This is a genomic window from Sorangium sp. So ce185 (genome assembly GCF_051526825.1).
Lineage (GTDB): Bacteria > Myxococcota_A > Polyangia > Polyangiales > Polyangiaceae > Sorangium > Sorangium cellulosum_D.
The window spans coordinates 8,752,834-8,769,639 of record NZ_CP150316.1; the positions used below are offsets into that span (position 1 = coordinate 8,752,834).

Annotated in this window: 11 protein-coding genes; 7 read left to right on the forward strand and 4 right to left on the reverse strand. The window is 70.8% G+C overall.

What is annotated here, in order from left to right:
* Positions 1–77: 77 nt before the first annotated feature.
* The 3 genes from WMF26_RS32010 to WMF26_RS32020 form a co-directional block, all read right to left on the reverse strand.
* Positions 78–1,469, reverse strand: coding sequence for a hypothetical protein (locus WMF26_RS32010; protein WP_437995799.1), 1,392 nt, complete (start codon positions 1,467–1,469; stop codon positions 78–80).
* A gap of 415 nt (positions 1,470–1,884) precedes the next feature.
* Positions 1,885–3,438 (reverse strand): DUF1552 domain-containing protein, encoded by a 1,554-nt coding sequence (locus tag WMF26_RS32015; RefSeq protein WP_437995800.1) that lies wholly within the window; start codon positions 3,436–3,438, stop codon positions 1,885–1,887.
* Between the two features lie 53 nt (positions 3,439–3,491).
* Positions 3,492–5,240: a DUF1592 domain-containing protein gene (locus tag WMF26_RS32020; RefSeq protein WP_437995801.1), complete on the reverse strand. Its 1,749-nt coding sequence runs from the start codon at positions 5,238–5,240 to the stop codon at positions 3,492–3,494.
* A gap of 718 nt (positions 5,241–5,958) precedes the next feature.
* Here WMF26_RS32020 and WMF26_RS32025 point away from each other — a divergent pair.
* Both WMF26_RS32025 and WMF26_RS32030 read left to right on the forward strand, forming a co-directional pair.
* Entirely contained in the window at positions 5,959–9,648 is a 3,690-nt protein-coding gene (locus WMF26_RS32025) for a hypothetical protein (RefSeq protein ID WP_437995802.1), read from the forward strand.
* A gap of 322 nt (positions 9,649–9,970) precedes the next feature.
* Entirely contained in the window at positions 9,971–10,834 is an 864-nt protein-coding gene (locus WMF26_RS32030; protein ID WP_437995803.1) for a fumarylacetoacetate hydrolase family protein, read from the forward strand.
* On the opposite strand, the gene WMF26_RS32035 is transcribed toward WMF26_RS32030, so the two are convergent.
* On the reverse strand, positions 10,835–11,116 hold the full coding sequence (locus WMF26_RS32035; protein WP_437995804.1) for a hypothetical protein: 282 nt from the start codon (positions 11,114–11,116) through the stop codon (positions 10,835–10,837).
* Between the two features lie 19 nt (positions 11,117–11,135).
* Here WMF26_RS32035 and WMF26_RS32040 point away from each other — a divergent pair, with 19 nt between their 5' ends.
* From WMF26_RS32040 to WMF26_RS32060, 5 genes are all read left to right on the forward strand, one after another.
* Positions 11,136–11,681, forward strand: a complete 546-nt coding sequence (locus WMF26_RS32040; protein WP_437995805.1) for a hypothetical protein — start codon at positions 11,136–11,138, stop codon at positions 11,679–11,681.
* A gap of 529 nt (positions 11,682–12,210) precedes the next feature.
* Entirely contained in the window at positions 12,211–12,489 is a 279-nt protein-coding gene (locus tag WMF26_RS32045; protein WP_437995806.1) for a hypothetical protein, read from the forward strand.
* A gap of 198 nt (positions 12,490–12,687) precedes the next feature.
* Complete coding sequence (locus WMF26_RS32050) at positions 12,688–14,859, forward strand: OmpA family protein (protein WP_437995807.1); 2,172 nt, start codon at positions 12,688–12,690, stop codon at positions 14,857–14,859.
* A gap of 463 nt (positions 14,860–15,322) precedes the next feature.
* On the forward strand, positions 15,323–16,141 hold the full coding sequence (locus tag WMF26_RS32055; protein ID WP_437995808.1) for a class I SAM-dependent methyltransferase: 819 nt from the start codon (positions 15,323–15,325) through the stop codon (positions 16,139–16,141).
* Positions 16,134–16,793, forward strand: coding sequence for a class I SAM-dependent methyltransferase (locus tag WMF26_RS32060; RefSeq protein WP_437995809.1), 660 nt, complete (start codon positions 16,134–16,136; stop codon positions 16,791–16,793). Before WMF26_RS32055 ends, WMF26_RS32060 begins: the two co-directional genes overlap by 8 nt.
* Positions 16,794–16,806 lie beyond the last annotated feature (13 nt).

A 16,806-nucleotide genomic window follows, 5' to 3' on the forward strand; every position in this document is an offset into this window, starting at 1 on the left:
CTCGGCGTCGCGTCGGTCGCGTCTCGCGCCCCTTCTCCCCCGTCTCCCGTGCTCGCGAGAGGCGGAGCTCGCGCTCGTTATTGTCTCTTGGTCAGGTAGATCAGCGCGGCGAGGCACATCTCGTCGAGCGTGCTCTCGCCGAGGCGAACGTCCACCGGGCCAGGCATGTTCTGCTCCTGGAGCGCCTTCACGAGGAACGGATTGCTGTTCGAGTTGTTGTACGTGCACCGCATCGTGAGCAGATCGCCCCCGTGGATGCGCGGGAGCTCCGCGATGGGAGCGTCGTAGTAAAACCCGCGCTGCCACGAGAAATCCCACCTCGGCGTCTGCACGAGGCACTCCTTCGCAGCGTTGTCGGGATCGCCCCGTGTGTGCTCCAGGGTGACCTTCATGTCCGTGCCCACATAGTGCATGTGCGTCCCGGCGCCATAGAGGTACATCTCCGCGTCAGACACCGACTCGGGCATCCGGAACTGCATGGTCTCGACGTGATCCTCCGCGCCGGCCGGGATCAAGAACTCGGCGTCATCCCCATCGTTGGGGCCGGGCAAGAGGCCGCCGGCCCCGTCCACCGACGACTCGAAGTTGCCGATCAGCGCGACCCCCATCGAGTACTCCGGCACCCCCTTCGTGAAGCGCATCTGGAGGCGCGTCGTGTCCGGATCCGCGGTCGTCCCCGCCGGGTGATAATGCACCTGCATCACCAGCCGCGCGCCGGCCGGGAGCTCCGCGCCGATGTTCGACTCGAACTCCAGCGGGACGCCCCCCGGCGCCCACGCGGCCACGAGCTCGCCCGAGAAGCCGGGGCCGCCGAAGCAGTCGTATCCCCCGTGCTCGTCCGCGAGCTCGTCCGCCGCGCCCTCCCGGTCGAGGAACACGAGCGCGTGGTGCACCACCTTGCTGTTGCCAGGAACGATGTGCACGCCGTTGATGTAACGCGTCTCCGCGAGCCCAGGATCCATCACGAAACACCGGAACTGGTCGGCATCGCCGCTCGCGACGAACGGCTCCTCCGGCGCGACCTCCAGCTCGACACCGCTGAGCCCGCCGGCGCCGGGGACGAACGGCGGCGGCGCGTCGGCAGGATCCCCCTCGGGGCTGCCCGCCGCAGACCACGCCTCGATGACGGCGATCTCGGCCTCGCTCAGCCGGAGATCATCCTTCCAGCCGTACGGGGGCTGGCACTCGTCGGTCTCCTCCGCCCCCCACGGCGGCATCGTACGCTCCCGCGTGGCGTGCGCCATCAGGCCCGCCACCGAGCGCGCCTCCTCGTACGTCGTCAGACCGAACGGGGCGATGTTCCCCGGGGAATGGCAGCTCATGCAGTGCTTCTGCAAGAGCGGCTCGACGTCGCGATGAAATGTTGGCGACGTCCCCGCCGAGCCCGGCGCCTCCTCGCCGGAGCAACCCAGGAGCAGCGCCGGCAGGAACACCAGCGGCGTGAGCACGAACGACATCGACTTTCGCATGAAACTCCTTCTCGACAGCGTCCGCCGCGCAGACGCGCCGTCGGGGTCGTGATGGCTTCATCGCGCAGCGGCGCGCCGGCTCGACCGGACCAGCCGACGAAAAATCGTAGGGAAGCCTACGATCGGTGCGGCATGTCCGGAGACGGAAAGCGATCACGGGGGCGCAGAATAATTCCCGAGGAGACTGGAGGCCCCGACGAAAACGTGCGCACCGCGGAGATCTGGAAGCAGGGGTCTGTCTGCCGAGGCGCGGGTGGCGCCCGGGACGAGGAACGCCGCCGCCGTCGGCGAGGAGAAGCAGGGCCTCGCGCGGGTGCCCGCGGAGCTGGCCCAGGAGGCGCGGGAGCTCGGTCTTGTTGAGCTCGCCAGGCGAGGCCCGCGCGCCCGAGCGGCGCCGCGAGGGCCTCCCCCCGCCTCACGCCTTGATGGCGTCGAGCTCCCCCGGATTGCTGATGCCGGGCCCGTCGATGACCTTGCCCGCGCCGTCGGTGGTGAACGACGGAGCGCTGCCGCCGAAGCCAGCCGAGACCGCATCCGACACGCCGAAGCGATCGACCGGTTCCCAGTCGGGCATCCCGGCGCCGAGCGCGTTGATCAACGTCGTGTAGAGCTTGTTCAGCGGGACCGTCCCGCCCGACGAGCCGGTGTTGCCGCTGTTGTCCTCGCCCTCCGCGCCGGTCGCGCAGCTGGCCTCGCTGTTGCCCACCGCGAGGTTCCCGCCCGCGACGTTCACCGACACGCCCTGCTTGAGGTAACCGCCGGCGCTGCCGGCGATCACGACGGGGAGGTTGTTGTTGTTGTGCGCGTTGCCATCGGCGAGCTCCGGCAGCCACATGACCGCGGAGTTGTCGAGCATGGTGCCGTCCCCCTCCGCGATGCTGTCGATGGTCTTCACCAGCTTGGCGTAGCGCCCCGCGTACCAGCGGTCGATCTCGTGGATCTGCTCGATGACGCCGCTCACGCACTGGCCGCCGGTGGCGGCGCTCCCGTTCCGGTGCGAGAGCCCGTGATGATCGTGGGTGTGGGCGATGCCGTCCCAATTGAACGTCACGTAGCCCGGCCACTGGAGCACGATGGAGCGGTTGCTGTCGCACATCATCGTGAGGGCGATGAGGCGGATCATCATCTCGCTGCCGAGCGTGTACACCTTCTCGCTGTTGGGGAAGCCGCCGCCGCGGGAGGGGTAGCCCGCCTCGGTGAGCGCGGCGTCCGTGACGCCGAGCGCGACCGCGGCCTCCTCGGTGCAGGCCGAGGGGACGACCTGCTGCTCGGTCTCGCGGAGCAGCGAGAGCCAGTCGTCGACCTTCCTCCGATCGGGGGCGCTCATCTTGCGGGCCTTGAAGGCGCTCAGGTCGGCGCTCACCAGATCGATGATGCTCTCGCCGCGCGCCACGCGATGATCCGCCTCGGTCTCGGCGCCGCTCGCGAAGAGCCCGGTCAGGCTGCTGTAGACCGTGCGAGCGTTGGTCACCGGCGCGTACGGCGTCTTCGACGCCGAGTACGACACGATGCCCTTGACGTTCGTGAACGCGTTGCCGACGGAGAGCACGAGCGGGGACTTGTTGGTGCCCTGGTTGAAGCGCTGCGCGATCTCGTGGTCGAGCGAGTGCGACAGCGCCCAGTGCTCCCCGGCGGGATCGAGCGGCGCGCAGGTCAGCTTGCTGCCCATGCCCTGATCGTGGGGATCGAAATGCACCACCCCGTCCACCTTGTTGTTGAAGCCGTTCAGGGGCATCGCGAGCCCGCGCGGGAAGAGCAGCTTCGCCGCGATGGGGGCGAGCGCAGCGAGGGTCCGGGGCTTCCCGTCCGCCTGCACCGCCTCCAGGGACGCCGCGGTGACGCTCCCGGACCCGTTCTCGATCGTCGGGAACCAGCGGTTCGTCAGGCAACCGTTGTTCGTATAAAAGATCACCAGGCGCCGCGGCGACGGGACCTCCTGCGCTCGCGCGGAGCGAACGAGCGAATTCAAGAAGGGGACCGCGAGCGCTGCGCCACCAATTCCGCGTAGGAATAGCCTTCGGTTCACGGCGCCACCTCCGTCTGCAGTGCACGAACTCGGAACGATTGACTCTGTGTGAGGTCCGCGATCAGGTCGAGGACGGTGTAGCCGCCCTGGGTGAGCTTGGCGCTCAGCTCGTCCACGGTGCAGGCGTCCTCGCTGTTGAGCTCGCGCTCGTAAGCGAACGAGACCCACTTTCTCACGTAGCACTTCTGCGCTTCCGGCGAGCTCGCGATGGCCTCGGAGAGCGCCACCGGGCCGTCGAGCTCCACGACGCTCTGGCCCATGTCGACGCTCACCCGCGTGTCGATGGGCGCGCCCGAGAACGACTCCGTTTGCTGGTAGGCCCCCACGGCGTCGTACGCCTCGAGCGCGAAGCCCGTCGGGTTGATGTACGTGTGGTGGCAGAACTTGCACGCGTCCGGGGCCGTCTGCGCGTCGACGCGAGCGCGGTTGGTCGTGAGGTTTTCGTCCGTGGGCAGCGGCGTGCCCTCCACCATCGGCGGCGGCGGCGGGATGTCCGCGCACAGGACCTCCTTCTGCAGGAACGCGCCGCGCAGGATGGGCGACGTCCGGTCGTACCCCGAGTGCGACACCAAGAAGCCCAGGCGCGTGAAGAGGCCCGAGCGCTGCGTCGGGTCGAGATCGACCGGCACGAGCTCCGCGCCGTTGAACTGCGCAGCATCCAGGCCGTAGAGCGGCGCCAGGGAGGCGTTGACGAAGCCCACCGGCGTGGTGACGAGCTCCTGGAACGTCCCGGCCTGCTCGAAGACCACGTGCTCGATGAAGCGATCGGTCTCCTCGGACAAGAGGGGGACCATCGAAGCGTCGAAGTCCGGGAAGGCCGCCGGATCGCGCTGGATGTTCGACCAGCGGGTGCCCGGGCCCATGTGCAGGTAGTGCTCGTGGAAGGCCTTGACCATGCCGCGGCTCTTGGGATCCGCCAGCATTCGCCGCGCCTGCGCGAGGATCTGCTCCGGGGTGAGCAGCGCGTCGGCGTCCGCGGCGGCGAACAGCGCGTCGTCCGGCATGCTCCCCCACAGCAGGTACGAGAGGCGCGACGCCACTTCGTGGCTGTTCAGCGCGAAGTACTCGCCCTCGGGCGTCTCGTTGATCTCCGCGCGCATCAGGAAGGAGGGGGAGACCAGGAACCCTTCGATGAGCAGCTGGGCGCCGTCGTCGAACGAGCCAGTCTCCGTGAGCTCCTGGCGGCGGGCGAAGAGGGCCTGAAAGCGCCCCCTCTCCTCGTCGGTGAGCGGGCGCCGGAAGGCGCGCCGTCCGAGCGCATCGATGAGCTCGTGCGCGCACGCGGCGCCGTCGCCCTCCGGGGAGCAGGGGATGGCCTTGGCGCGCGCGCCGGGGTCCGCCATCACCGCCGCCGCCACCGTCGCTGCCGCGGTCTTGTACCCATCCCACGCGCGCTGATCGACGCTCCCGACGCCGTCCGGCGCGAGCATCGACGAAGGCTGGCTGTCGATGCCGACCAGATCGCGAATCGTGTTGTCGTACTGCGCCTTGGTCAGGCGCGGCAGCGCCGACGTCCGCGGGACGCCCGGCACGCACACCGTCGGCTCGACGCCGGGGCCGGCGCCCGTCGAGCCGCTCCCGCCGGTGCCGGCGGCGGCGCCAGGCCCACTGCCGGGCCCGGCGCCAGGCCCGCTGCTCTCCTCTTCGTCATCCAGGCCGCCGATGTTCGCGATGCACCCGAGCATCGCCGCGCAGCTCGTCGTGAACAGCGCAGGAACGATGAACCGCCTCGCCCACGTGTACATGGCACTCACCTCGTCCGGGGGGCGCTTTCATCGGCCATCGCCCAGACATAGGATGCCTTGTCGTGGGCTGCAGATCACTCGTTTTCTCGTATTTTCGTTATGGCGCAAGTTTGTTTTCTGCGCCGAATGCCCCTGGATAAAACGTTGTCACCGGCGGCGCCCGGACGCGCCCGAGTCCAGGGGACCGGCGGCTCGCTCGTGCTGCTGAAACGACCCGAGGAGAACGTCACAACGCGAGCGACCCGTGGAGTCGGGCCCGACGCGCAGCGCGCCTCATCGTCAAAAGAGAGGACAGGGTAGTGCTCAAATTTGCCCGGAGAGAGTTCACATGAAGGCGGGAAGGCAGGAAGATCATTGATCTTTTCTTCCCGCCTTCCCGCCTTCATGTTCAATTTTGAGCACTGCCGAGGACAGGACCCGGCCGGCCTTGGCGTCGTGGACGATCCGGCGCGACCCCGGAGCGCCGGTCGAGCTGGGCAGGCGCCCGCGACGCGCGGTGCGGCCCCACGCGCGTCAAATCACGGCCGGCGGCCCGACGCCGAGGAACGCGGCGCGTCCAGGCGGCCGGCGGGGTGACGCTGCGCAATGCGGCGAGGTGCGATATTGGCCTCCATCCATCGGGGACGCAGGGAGGGCCCATGTCGCCATCGCGCCAGGTCTCGTTCCGGCGGCCGCGAGATCTGTAGACAGCGTAAGGCCTCTGAGGTCCACTGGCCTTATGGCGCGCGATAGGAATTTTCTGCGTCCGAACCTCGCCACGCTGTTCGTCCGGGTGGCGCCGCTCGTCCCCGTGCTCGCTTTGGTCGCCTCGCTCGCCGCAACCGGCTGCGCGGGGGGCTCGGAGGTCCCGACCGGGCCGACCGGGACCGGCGGCGCGGGCGGCAGCGGAGGTCTCGGCGGCGCGGGCGGCGGCGGCGGCGACGGCGGCGGCGGCGGCGACGGCGGGGCCGCGAGCGGGAAGCTCGAGCTCTGCGTCCTCAACGACGGAGGGCCGACCGGCGCGTGCGCGAGCCCCGAGGTCCTCGACTTCGCGTCGGTGCCGGCCGGCCGGCAGCGGACACGCTTGTTCCGCGTCGAGAACCAGACCGGGAAGGACGTCGTCTTCACCGAGGCCGGCATCGCCAGCGCCGACTTCGCCGTCCAGCCGGCGCGCTACGAGCCCGATCCGGCGAGCCCGGGCGCGTGGATCCGCGCCGCCGAGACGCTGCCGGCCGAGAGCGAGCCGGGCGGCGCGCTCTATTTCGAGGTGACGTTCACCTCGAGGGGCGTCGCCGGGCCGCTGCCCGCCGATCGGGTGACCGTGGAGGCCGAGATCGGCAGCGCGCGCGCGCCCGACGTGGTGGTGCCCGTCATCGGGCGGTCGGGCAGCTGTCCGGTGGGGACCGCGGCGTGCGACGACGAGCCGGACAACGGCTGCGAGACCGACCTCCTGACCAGCGCGGCCCACTGCGGCGCGTGCGAGCAGCTGTGCGTCTCCCCGAACGGGACCACCGGCTGCATCGAGGGGGTCTGCACGGTGTCGTCGTGCACCGACCACTTCGCCGACTGCGACGGCAACCCCACGAACGGCTGCGAGACCAACCTGCTGACCGACGTGGGGTCGTGCGGGGCGTGCGGGACGAGCTGCCTCAAGGAGCACACCACGGCGTTCTGCAACGGCGGCAACTGCAACATCATGGGGTGCGCGGAGAACCACGCCGACTGCGATCTCGACCCGCTGACCGGCTGCGAGACCGACCTCCTGACCAGCGCGGCCCACTGCGGCGGCTGCAACGTCGCCTGCGACTTCGCCCACGCGAGCGAGGCGTGCGTGGCCGGCGCCTGCGAGTTCGGGGCGTGCGACGCCGGCTACGCCGACTGCGACGGCGACCAGACGAACGGCTGCGAGGCGAACATCGGGGCGAGCCTCGCGAACTGCGGCGCCTGCGGCATTTCGTGCGGCTACCCGGGCGCGGCCGAGGCCTGCCTCTCGGGCGTCTGCGTGATGGGCGCCTGCGACAGAGGCTTCGCCAACTGCGACAACGACCCGGCGAACGGCTGCGAGGTCAACACCGGCACGAGCCTCGCGAACTGCGGCGGCTGCAACATCGCCTGCTCGCTCCCGCACGCCGCCGAGTCGTGCCTCGCCGGCACCTGCGTGCTCGGCGACTGCGAGGCCGGCTATGCCAACTGCGACGACAACCCGGCGAACGGCTGCGAGGTCAACACGAGCAGCAGCACCGCGCACTGCGGCGCCTGCGGCGCGACGTGCAACCTCCCGAACGCCACCGAGTCGTGCGTCGACGGCGGCTGCGTGCTCGGCGCCTGCGCCGCGGGGTACGCCGACTGCGACGGCGACCCGGCGAACGGCTGCGAGGTCAATCTCAACAGCAGCGCCGCGAACTGCGGCGCCTGCGGCGTGGCGTGCGACCTCGCGAACGGCGCGGAGTCGTGCCTCGGCGGGACGTGCGTCCTCGGCGCGTGCGACCCGGGGTTCGCCAACTGCAACGCGAGCGCCCTCGACGGCTGCGAGGTCCACACGGCGAGCGATCTCGCGAACTGCGGCGGCTGCAACATCGCCTGCGCGCTCCCGCACGCCGCCGAGTCGTGCCTCGCCGGCAGCTGCGTGCTCGGCGCCTGCGAGGCCGGCTTCGCCAACTGCGACGGCCAGGCGGCGAACGGCTGCGAGGCCGACACGCGCACGAGCGCCGCGCACTGCGGCGCCTGCGGCGCGGCGTGCGAGCTCGCGAACGCCGCCGAGGCGTGCGTCGCCGGGGCCTGCGGCCTCGTCGCCTGCAACGCGGGGTACGCGAGCTGCAACGGCATCGACGCCGACGGGTGCGAGATCAGCACCGCGACGGATCCGGCGAACTGCGGCGGCTGCGGCATGAACTGCGCCGCGGCGATCCCGAACGCGGCGGTCGGGTGCGGCGCGGGGGCGTGCACCTTCGAGGGCTGCCTGCCGGGCTTCTACAACGTCGACGGGTCGCTCGCGAACGGCTGCGAGTACGCGTGCACGTTCCTGAGCGACGTGGACCTGCCGGACGACGCGTTCGTCGACGCGAACTGCGACGGCATCGACGGCGACGCGAGCCAGGCGATCTTCGTCGCCACGGACGGGAGCGACGCCATCACCACCCCGGGCACGATGGCGCAGCCGAAGCTCACGGTCATGGGGGGCATCAACGAGGCGGTGGTGCGGGGGAAGACGCAGGTCTACATCTCGCAGGGGCTCTACAACGGCCGGGTCACCCTCACGAGCGGCGTGTCGCTCTACGGCGGCTACAACCGGGCGCTCGGCTGGGCGCGATCCGCCTCGTCGATCGTCACCGTGCGCTCGGGGAGCGCGGATGGCGGCTACGCCGCGGCGGTCGAGGGGACGAACATCAACGCGCCCACGACGCTCGATCGGCTGACGATCATGACCTTGGACCTGGGCGTGTCGTCGGCGGGGACCTCGAACTACGCCATGCGGTGCGTCAACTGCACGGCGGTGACGCTGAAGAACAGCAGGCTGGAGGCCGGCAACGGGGCGCCGGGCGCGGCGGGCGGCAGCGGGGCGGCCGGCAACGTGGGCGGCAACGGGTCGACCGGCGGGGCGGGTAGCTGCGACGACCGAGGCACGCGCACCGGCGGGGCGGGGGGCACGTCCACCTGCGAGCGCACGGGCGGCAACGGGGGCAACGGCGGTCCCGAGGGGGAGCACGCAGGCAGCGGCGGCCAGAACGGCGTGGGCGGGTCGCTCGGCGGCAGCGGCGGCGCACCGGGGAACAACACGAATCGCGCGCAGCCGGGCACCGCCGGCCAGAACGGCGCGAACGGCGGGGTCGGGCTGAACGGCACCGGCGGCAACGGCGGGACGATCACGGGCAACCTCTGGCGGGCGAGGGCGGGCAACACCGGCGGAACGGGCCTGCCTGGCAACGGGGCCGGCGGCGGCGGTGGCGGCGGCGGGCAGGGCGGTCTCGCGAACGACGACGGCGCCGGCAACGGCGGCGGCGGCGGCGGGGCCGGGGGCTGCGGCGGCCTCGGAGGCGTCGGGGGCAACGGGGGCGGCGGCTCGTTCGGGCTGTTCCTGGTGAACTCGAACGGATTCCAGCTCATCGCCAACCAGATCTCCAGCGGCAACGGCGGCAGCGGCGGCGCAGGAGGCGTCGGCGGCGCCGGCGGGAACGGCGGCAACGGCGGCAACGGCGGGACGGTGTGCACCAGCGAGGTCGGCGCCGGCGGCAACGGCGGCCGCGGCGGCAACGGCGGCCAGGGTGGGTATGGCGGCGGCGGCGCGGGCGGCGTCTCGTATGGTCTTTACCGCGTCGGCAGCAGCTCGGTGACGTTCGGGGGCAACGTCCTCGCGGCCGGCTCGGGGGGCGCCGGCGGCACCTCGATGGGGTTCCCGGGCAGCGCGGGGGCCTCGGGCAACGTCAACTGAGAAGGCCAAGGCGGCCGCCCTGCCGCCTTTCGGCTTCACCGCCTCCAGCTCGCCGCACGAGCTCCGCGGCGGGTGGTGGCCGGATTTGAACATGAAGGCGGGAAGGCGGGAAGAACAGATCCATGATCTTCCTGCCTTCCCGCCTTCATGTGAATCACTCTGGGGCAATTGGGCCACCACCCCGCGGCGCTCCCGCCGGCCGGACCGGCGCCGTCGCCGTCATCGAAGCACAGGACAAGCGAGCTATCAGATGAGATTCTGCACCTTCAGTCATCCCCCGCGCGGGACCATGCGGCCAGGCGTCCTCACCAGCGATGGCGCGATGATCGTCGATCTCGGCGATGCCTTCCCGGAGATGCTGTCGATCATCAAGGGAGGCGCGGAGGCGATGGCGCGGGTACGCGACCTGCATGCCAAGGCCGAGATCCGCGTGCCTCTGTCGGAGGCCGAGCTGCGCGCGCCCGTGCCGGTGCCAGAGCAGATCCGCGACAGCATGCTGTTCGAGAAGCATGTGCAGCAGGCGATGGAACAGATCGCCAGGATGCGCCATCCCGTGCTCGGCCCATGGTTGGTCAAGCTGGGCATGGTCAAGGTCGCGCCGGCCTGGTATCGGATGCCGATCTATTACAAATCCAATCGCTTTTCGGTGATCGGTCCGGATGGCGACGTCATCTGGCCGCGCTACAGCCAGGTGATGGATTTCGAGCTGGAGCTCGGCTTCTTCCTCGGCAAGAAGGGCAAGGACATCAAGCCGTCGGAGGCGCGCGACCACATCTTCGGCTTCACCATCTTCAACGATTTCTCCGCTCGCGACGCGCAGAGCATCGAGATGCAGAGCATGCTCGGCCCCTGCAAAGGCAAGGATTTCGACACCGGCAACAGCATGGGGCCGCTCCTCGTCACGACGGATGAGATCGGCGATCCCTATCGCTTACGGATGCAGGCGCGGGTGAACGGCGAGACCTGGTGCGACAGCAACTCCAGCACGATCCACCACAGATTCGAGGATCTGCTGGCGCGGGTCTCGGCCGACGAGACCGTCCATCCTGGCGAGTTCTTCGGCTCCGGCACCGTCGGCGATGGCTGCGGCCTGGAGCATGGGCGCTATCTCAAGGACGGCGACGTGGTCGAGCTGGAGGTCGAGAAGATCGGCGTCCTGCGCAACCGCGTGGTGCGACAGAAATGATCAGCCGGCGAGGAAGGGCTCGAGCAGGCCGAGGATGTCGATCTCGGCCATGAAGATGCCGACCGCCAGCGGCATGGCGGCAGGTTCCTCGGCCGCGGTGCCTTTACCGCGCCGAGGTGATGTCGTGCTCGTCAGCCGGTGTCCGGAGGCGGCACCGTGGCCGCTGGCGGGCGCTCCGATCCACCGACGCCCCCCGCTGCGCTCGACCCGCCGAAACAGGAACAGCAGGGACGTATCGTAGCCTAGATCACCGTTGACGCCGCCTTCCGGCGGGTGAAGCATCCAGCATCGGGGGGAAGGCATGGCACACGGGCCGAAGGCGAAGTCGCGCGCGCTCCTGCGGTGCGTCTGTGTCTGTGCGCTCGTCCTTCTTCCGGCGCCGGCCAACGCTGTCGAGTTCAGCGGTGGCGTGAGCGTGGGCGGGATCCAGGTCGGGACCAATCCCAAGCTCGCGGTGAGTCCCTTCGCTGGGTTGCTCTGGCGCCAGGAGAGGGATTTTCTGCTCGAGATCCATAACATGTTCAGCGTCCTACCCGGAGAACGGTTGGGGCTCCACGATCGAACGGCGGTCACCCTCGTGTACGCTTGGGAGGCAGGCAAGGTCAGCCTCGGGCCGTCCTTCTCGGTCTACTGGATGCCGGTCTGCGGTGTCGCACTCTGCAATCGAGTGGCGGGCGTTGCTCCGGGCGGCCACGTCCAGGCCGACTGGTATTTTTCCGATCCTCTGGGCGCGTCTGTGAGCGCCAACTTGGACTGGGTCGGCGGGAGCAGCCGTGTTCTTCACGGCGACCTGATGGCGATGGTCACCGCTGGACCCGTTTGGAGATTCGGGGGAGAGTCGAAATGAGCAGAGCCATTACCGTCCTGCTTCTCGGTCTTATCGCTTGCAACTACGACGTGGGCGAGTGCTGGCTCCCCATGGAAGAAACGAGCGGAGTCGGCGCTGGCACCGTCACCCCGACAGGAGCCGGAGGGTTCGGGCATGCGCCGCAAGATCCTCGACTTGCCGATGCTTCCTTCGATTTATGTAGCTCACAAACAGTGACGTGCACGGTCACCTGGAAGTCCGGTTCGGCCACTTGCGGAAGCACGACGAGCTGCACGACGCTATACCAGGGCCAACATGCATCACTGGACGAGGCCGAGGAGCGGTGCGAGAAGATTTACGGCGTCGGGACCGACTCCGGGGCGCTGTCTTGCAGCTCGTGCGAGTGGGGTACGGGCGCAGCCAACGACTGTTTGGAGCGCTGCAAGGACCTCTGCTACCAGATATGGGAGAAATGTCGCCAGGACTGCCCCAAGGGAGACAAAAACTGCTTGTCGGAGTGCACCAACAAACTCGCCGCCTGCAATCGCGAATGCGACAGAAAGTGCAGATGAGCATGATCGAGCTAAGGTATCAATTCAAGGGCGACACACCCAAGGATATCACGGTGCGACTGTTTGATGTCAGACAGGTGCGCGACGGCGAGGATCCCGCGCCTTGGGGCATCAACGTAACGATCGCGTGGGGAGCGGAGATCGCGTTCGATCGCCCGCTGGCCGGTGCGGATCCGCTCCACGCCGTGGAGCTGGCTTGTCAGTTTGCCGCCAAGTACATCCGCGGACGAGCGGAAGATGAGGGTGGCACGCTCGAGCCACCGATCTCGCCCTGAAGGCGACCAGCGCCTCCCCGAATGCGGAGTTCTTCCGACCCACGCCTCGCCACGGAGGCCCCGCAGAGGCACCCGAGCTGTTCGAGACCAGGAGCCGCCGCGCCGCCACCGTGCTCGGCCGCTTGCCGCCGATCTCCGTCGGGTACACTGCCGGCGCCCCCGCGCCTCCACCTCCTTCTTCACGGAAAGCTCGCCCCCATGAAGCACGCCTCCCTCGCGGCGCTCTCGCTTGCCCTCACCGCGTGCGCCGGACCGCTGGCGAAAGGGCCGTCGCCCGACCTCCGCCTGCGGCACGTCGTCCTGTACCAGAACGGCCTCGGTTACTTCGAGCGCACCGGCGTCATGCCGGGCGAGCGGCTCTCGCTCCGGTTCCGGGAACGCGAGGTCGACGACGTGCTGAAGAGCATGGTCGTCGTCGAGCAGAACCTCGGGCCGAACGACACCCCCTCCACCGTGAGCGCGCTCTTGCCGCGCTCCGGGCAGGCGAGCGGTCCCGAGGATCCCGCCGAGGTCGAGCTCGTCTTCTCGCCGGCCGCGAAGAGGCCCGTGTCGATCGCGTACGCGGTGCCGACCGCCGCCTGGAAGGCGACCTACCGCGTGATCCTGCCGGCCAAGGGGCAGAAGGAGAAGCGGGCGCTCCTCCAGGCGTGGGCGCTCATCAGCAACATCGGCGACGAGGACTGGAGCGAGGTCAACGTGACCCTCGCGACGGGCGCGCCGCTCTCCTACGCCTCGAACCTGCGCACGCCGGCGATGCTCGACAGGCCGGAGCTGAAGGGCGTCTACGACGGCGAGGGCGGCGCGCTCGCCCCCGTGCTCGCGGAGAGCTCGCCCGGGCTCGACGCCGACCGCGACGGCGTGTTCGACCACGAGGACGCCTGCCCGCGCGAGCCCGGCTCGGCGAGCCCGCAGCCCGGCCATCACGGCTGCCCGAAGGCCGTCCGCGCCATCAGCAGCGAGATCCAGATCCTGACCACCGTGCCCTTCGACAAGGGCTCGGACGTCATCCCGCCGCGCGCGAGGCCGCTCATCGAGGAGATCGCGCGCACGATCAAGGGCGTCCCGCACATCCGCGTGTTCGAGGTCGAGGGGCACGCGTCGGCCGACGAGGCCGGCGCGGCGGATCTCGCGGCCCGGCGCGCCGCGGCCGTGCGCGCTGCGCTCCTCCAGCTCGGGGTCACGACCGAGCTCGTGACGCGCTCGCAGGGCGCCGCAATGCCCCTCGCCGCCAACGACACCGAGGAAAACCGGCAGCGCAACCGCCGCGTCTACCTGCGCGCCGCGGACGTCGGGCAGGCGCAGGCCCCCAGCCCGGAGCGCGAGGCGCCGGCCGTCACGCCCGAGGCGATGGCGAAGGTGCCGGAGGGCGCGGCGAGCGTGAACGCCGTCGCCGGGGCCTTCCGGTACGCGATCGCGAACCCGGTGACGCTCCCGAAGAAGTCGTCGGCGCTGATCACGCTCATCAACCGCTCGGTCGCGGGCGAGGACGTCCTCCTGTTCCGCCCCGACCCCGCGGCGCCCGCGAGCGCGACCCACCCCTTCCGCGCAGCGCAGGTCGAGAACCGGAGCGCGCTCGGCCTCCAGCCCGGATCCGTGTCGATCTTCTCCGGCGGGACCTTCGTGGGCGAGGGCGTGCTCACGCGCCTCTTGCCCGGGCAGAGCGCGACCATCCCGTACGCCATCGACAGCTCGACCGAGGTGCGCGCGACGAGCATGACCACGGACGTGCCGGTGCGGCTCGTGTCGCTGTCCCGCGGCGCGCTGCGCGTCGAGGATCGGTACCGGCGCGTGACGGTCTACGACGTGAGGCCCGGCCGGGACGTGCCGGAGACCTTGCTCATCCGCCACGCGAGGGCGACGGGGTTCGAGCCGCTGGGCCTCCCGGGGTGCACGGACGCGACGCCGGACGCCTGCCTCGTCGAGAAGCAGCTCGCGCCCGGCGCGCCCCAGAAGGTCGTGGTCGAGGAGACGCGGCTGTCTCAGCGCGAGATCCCGCTCGTCCAGGCCGACAGCGATCGGCTCTCGCTCTACCTGAAGGGCTCGAGCCTCCCGGCCGAGCTCCGCGCGCGGCTGGACCGCGCGCTCGCGCTCCGGCGCGCGCTCGACGCCGCGAACGACGAGCTCGACCCCCTGCGGCGGAAGCGCGCCGAGCTGATCGACCGCGCCGCCGAGCTGCGCGAGAGCCTGAGGACCATCGAGCGCACGCCCCAGGCCGGCAAGCTCCGCCAGACCTTGCTCGACCGGCTCGCCGAGGTGACCCGGCAGTCCGAGGAGACCGGCGCGAAGATCACCCAGCGCGTCGAGGACGCGGCCATGGCGCGCGCCGAGCTCGACGACACGCTCCGCGATCTGGTCCTCGAAGGTCGGTGAGCGCCGGAGGACGATCCGGGGAGAGATCTGCATGCACGACGACGGTGCATGCGTTGTTCAGCTTACAGATCTGTCTGCGAGATGACCCTGCATGCGTCCCGGCGCTCAGGGATCCATGCGCGAAGCGACGCTGCGAGCGTCCGGGCACGCGGAGATCCGCCTGCGAGACGACGCTGCATGGGTCGAGCTCGCTCGACAGGAGCGCGGCGCCTGCCCTGCCCGCGCCGGGCGCGGTCCCACGCCGGCGCCGCCGGACGCCGCGCACCGGGCTCCGCCGACAGCGTCAGGCGCCCGCCGCGCTCGGGGCGCGCCGCGCCGATGATACGATGGCGCGCATGCCCCTGCCGCCCCCCGCTCCCGGCGCGCTCACCGCGCCCGTCGCAGCGACCGACGATCCGCACCCCACGGAAGCGGTCCGCGCGCACCGGCGCGCCCCGCGCCGCCACGGGTGAAGAGCGCTCCCATGGACCGAGAGTGGCCGCTCGACGCGGAGGACTTCTTTGCCTACTACGCCTTCGCGCCCGCGGCGCTCGCCATCCGCGAGTGCGTGCGGCTGCGCGCGGTGCGCGAGCTCGACCTGCCGGAGCCGCTGCTCGACGTCGGCTGCGGCGACGGCCTGTTCGCGCGCCTCGCCTACCCGCAGAAGCAGGCGTGGGGCATCGACATCAACCCGACCGAGGTGCAGCGCGCGCAGCGGACCGCGTCGTACCGGACGCTCATCTGCGGCAACATCGTCAGCGTCCACCTGCCCGAGCGGTTCTTCGGCAGCGCCATCGCCAACTGCAGCCTCGAGCACGTGCCCGATCTCCACGGGGCCCTCGTGAACATCCGGCGCGCGCTCAAGCCAGGCGCGCGGCTCGTGCTCATCGTGCCCACGCCCGACTGGACGTTCCACCTCGCGCTGCCCGAGGCGATGCGCGCCGTGGGCCTGGTCGGCCTGTCGCGGGCGTACGGCGACGCGCTCGACCGGGTCTTTTCGCACGTCCACCTCTACGACGAGGCGGGCTGGCGCGATCACCTCGCGCGCGCGGGCTTCGACCTCACGGAGACGCGCCCGATCGCGGGCAGGCCGACCTCGTGGGCGTTCGACTTCATGCTGTACCCGAGCCTGCTCGGCTACGTGATGCGCAAGCTCACCGGCCGGTGGATCGCGATGCCGGCGCTCCGCCCGCTCACCGCCGACCTGGCGCGCGCCGTGGTCAACGCGGTCGGGCGCCTCGCCCCGGGCGGCGACGCGGCCGCCGAGTACCTGCTCGTGGCGCGGGCGCGGCCCGATGGCTGACCCGGCGGCGCCGCCCGGCGACTACTTCTCGAACCACCGCCGCCGCGAGCGGTTCCCGTGGTCGCTCTACCACGGCGCGCTCACCCGCCCCCTCGCGCGCGCCATCGCCGCGCGCGGCCCACGGCCCCGCGTGCTCCTCGTCGGCTGCGGCCTCGAGGGCGAGATCCCCGGCGCGCCGCCCGCGACCGAGCTCTACGGCTGCGATCTCGACGCGCGCGCCATCGAGGCGTGCCGGCGCCTCTACCCGGCGCGCGCGGCGCGCTTCGCCGTCTGCCCGGGGCCCTACGCGCTCCCGACGGGCGGCGGCTTCGACGGCCCGTTCGACGTCGTCCTCGCGAAGGAGGTCGTCGAGCACACCCTCGATCCGTCGCGCTGGGCGCGCGGGCTCTCGGCGCGCCTCGCGCCCGGCGGCACCCTGCTGCTCACGACCCCGAACTACGGCCGGCTGTCCACGCTGCCGCTCCTCGAGGCCACGGTGCTCGAGTGGATCGCGCGCCGCGACGGCTTCTCGCGCAAGCACATCCACCCGAGCAAGTTCGACGCGCGCCGCCTCGCGGCCCTCGACGTCGGGGAGCAGATGCAGCTGGTGTCGGTGCGGCGGACGCTCACCGGCTGGTCGCTCCTCGGCACCTGGCGGCGCGCCCCGGGCTGACGCCGGCGCCGGC